Source organism: Candidatus Aquicultor sp., from assembly GCF_054640775.1.
The window spans coordinates 1-2730 of the sequence record NZ_JBTSLF010000312.1 but is presented as its reverse complement, the minus strand read 5'-3'; the positions used below and the strand labels follow the sequence as shown (position 1 = coordinate 2730).

At 42.0% G+C, this 2730-nt stretch carries 4 protein-coding genes; 3 read left to right on the top strand and 1 reads right to left on the bottom strand.

From position 1 onward, the window contains the following. Nucleotides 1-177 precede the first annotated feature (177 nt). Nucleotides 178-1038, bottom strand: coding sequence for a PilZ domain-containing protein (locus ACYC56_RS14640; RefSeq protein ID WP_461374908.1), 861 nt, complete (start codon nt 1036-1038; stop codon nt 178-180). Nucleotides 1039-1306: 268 nt separating this feature from the next. On the opposite strand from ACYC56_RS14640, the gene ACYC56_RS14635 reads away from it, so the two are divergent. The 3 genes from ACYC56_RS14635 to ACYC56_RS14625 all read left to right on the top strand — a co-directional run bounded on the left by ACYC56_RS14635 (nt 1307) and on the right by ACYC56_RS14625 (nt 2450). After that, nucleotides 1307-1756: a MarR family winged helix-turn-helix transcriptional regulator gene (locus ACYC56_RS14635; RefSeq protein WP_461374907.1), complete on the top strand. Its 450-nt coding sequence runs from the start codon at nt 1307-1309 to the stop codon at nt 1754-1756. Nucleotides 1757-1847: 91 nt separating this feature from the next. After that, complete coding sequence (locus ACYC56_RS14630; RefSeq protein ID WP_461374906.1) at nt 1848-2225, top strand: hypothetical protein; 378 nt, start codon at nt 1848-1850, stop codon at nt 2223-2225. A 27-nt stretch (nt 2226-2252) separates the two neighbouring features. Continuing rightward, on the top strand, nt 2253-2450 hold the full coding sequence (locus ACYC56_RS14625; protein ID WP_461374905.1) for a hypothetical protein: 198 nt from the start codon (nt 2253-2255) through the stop codon (nt 2448-2450). Nucleotides 2451-2730: the final 280 nt, after the last annotated feature.

The window sequence follows — 2730 nt, the reverse complement described above, 5'->3', positions numbered from 1 at the left end:
TTATGGTTTTTTCAATAGTTAAAAGCTTCTCCATTCCTTCCTCGTGTTTTTCCATATCGCCCTCCTAAATAGGTTAGTTCCTTTTAAAAAAGGAAAAAAATTAAGCCACCCCTGTTGATTACCATTTAAAATCTTATATTATTTCAAAAGATGAGGTTTCACGCTTTCAGAAAATAATCAACTGTCTTTTCGGCCTTGTACAAATTGAATTTCGCCGAATCCGGAATCTTCCAGGACATCCTCTTCCTTTTCGTTCTGGATCCCGTAATAAATATTCTGAAGCTCCTGGCATTGGTAGCCAATAGACCCCAATAATCCGAGTTCATCCAAAATGGATGGTCCTAAGTTCTCCAGAACCCTCCGGATCTCTTTATAATTGTTTTGAATGCTGAAAATTATTTGCTCAAAAGCGATCTGGTCGGCAACCTTCCCCTCCTTGAAAAGGAGGTGAATATTATTAAGCCCATTGGTAATCGCTACTAGCAAGGCCTCAATACGGTCATCAAGCCCTTGGACGGTCATTCTTATTCTTTTTTCTCGATCATCCGAAAATACCGATGATAAATACCCAAGTCGCTCTCCCACCTCCTTGATAACCTGCCCCTCTCTCTTCCGTCTTTCAATCTCAACCTTCAACAATTCATTGGCTTTAGCCAATGCTGCCTCCCTTTCTCGGATTCGAACCTCCATATCAAGGCACTCTTTTTTCAATAAATGCTGCTGATGTGAGAGAAATTCCTTCAGATTATGAATGCATTCTTGCGCAGTCTCTTCAAACTTAATACATGAGAAATTCATCAATTCGGGTTGGGTTTGTTCGAAAACGAATCGTCCCTTAACCCAAATGGTTTTTCGTTGCAGAACTATTTGAAACAAAAAATCTCGTCGGGAAGGGAAAACCTTGTCGGTATATATTTTCATTCCTCCCAGTCCCATATCCAGAGTGTGGGCTACGGCCCTTTTTTCTGGGTAGAAAATGAAAACAGGAACGTTAATCGGATATCTTGGATGCTTTCTTCTGTCGCTTATAATAGCCATTGGACTCACCAAGTAAGAATCTTCCCTTTATCGAGAAAAATTTGCAACCAAAAACTATCATGAGGGGGGTGGATTTATGATTTAGGCCAGGGTTTGTGAAACTTATTTCCCTCCGCCCGGCGGTCCTTGAATCCTTCGACCATCTTAAGGCATGTCATTATTGAAGAATTCACCTCTTTTCACTTCATGGTGCCCCATGGAGACATGAGGCTTAATATGAAAAGAAAAATAGCTTGACTTTTCTGTTTTAAGATACTAAAAACAACACATGAACACTCCAACAAAAAAAGTTGCCGGTCAATTACGCCGGGTTGTAAATCAGTTACTTTTCTTGGATAAACGGAGTGTTTTCCAATATAAAAAGATACATCTTTACCCCTCGGAAATTCATTTAATGCAGGTTATAAACGAAAACCCTGACTTCAATGCTGTTAAGATGGCCCAAAAATTAGGTATCAGCAATGGGGCGGTTTCTCAGACCCTGACCCGACTGGAACGGAAAGGCATCATTATAAAAACCAAAGACCCGGCCCAGAAAAACGAACTGACTGTTACTTTCACAAAGTCCGGGTTAGAGGCCATTCAGGATTTTCAGAAACAGCAGGCCCCGGCCTTGAATATTTTTAATGATTATTTTAGTAAGATATCTGTGACCGATCGAATGGCCATCGAGGGCTTCCTGTCCCATATGGAAGAGTTTTTTAAAAAATTAGGATAAAATTTTTTTATTTCTGTTTTTAGTATCTTAAAACTAAATGATTACTTGAAATGTTAACTTGGGGTAACTCAAATGACGAAGGAGGATAATAATGGGAAAAAAACTATTAACCGGGGTGAGTCATACCACGATTGGCGTCCCTTCTTTTCTCTGGGAGAAACAAATTGCAAAGAAAAAACACAAAATAAGCCAATCCACCCAATTCATGTCCTTGGAACATAGGCGGATCCATCATTTTGTGGTCAGGGAGATGCCTCGTGTCGGTGGTCCTATACCGCCGGAAATGGTGGCCCGTGAATTGGATATTCCCTTGAACCGGACCAGGGAAATATTACAGGATTTGGAGGATCATATGACTTTCCTGGTTAAAAACAATCAGGGACAAGTGATATGGGCCTATCCTGTGACCGTCGAAAAAACACCGCACGCCATCACTTTTGGATCAGGGGAACGGTTATATGCCGCCTGAGCAGTAGACGCCTTCGCGACGCCCTTCGTGCAAGGGCAACTGAGAAAGGAAGAAGTGACCATCACGGTGGACACCGAATGTGCCCACTGCCAAAAGCCTATGAAATTAGAGCTTGATAGCGATATGCGGTGTCGCTGCCAGGATAGCGAATGTCATCCCATCATCTTTGTCCCGGACGTGGATTTAAGTCGTCTGAAAGATCCCAATATCATAGAGGCCTTTTGAAAGGAGAGTGTTTTCTTCTGGTCAGAAGAACACGCCAAAGAATTTCGCCGAAAAACCCATCGGGTTAAGGGAGCCTACTTTACACCCCCGCAAATAGCCTATCTAAACAAGATCATCCAAAGTGCCATTTTTGGATGGGGGAGTTAAAAGGGTTCTCTTCTTTCTGCGGTTATTGCCGAGCCAAGATGTCACCTTAACTGTAAAGTTAAAATTCCCCGAGCATCGATAACGGGGGCGGTTCTCTTTATTTTACAAAGATAGTAAACGAAGGCAGGGGTGG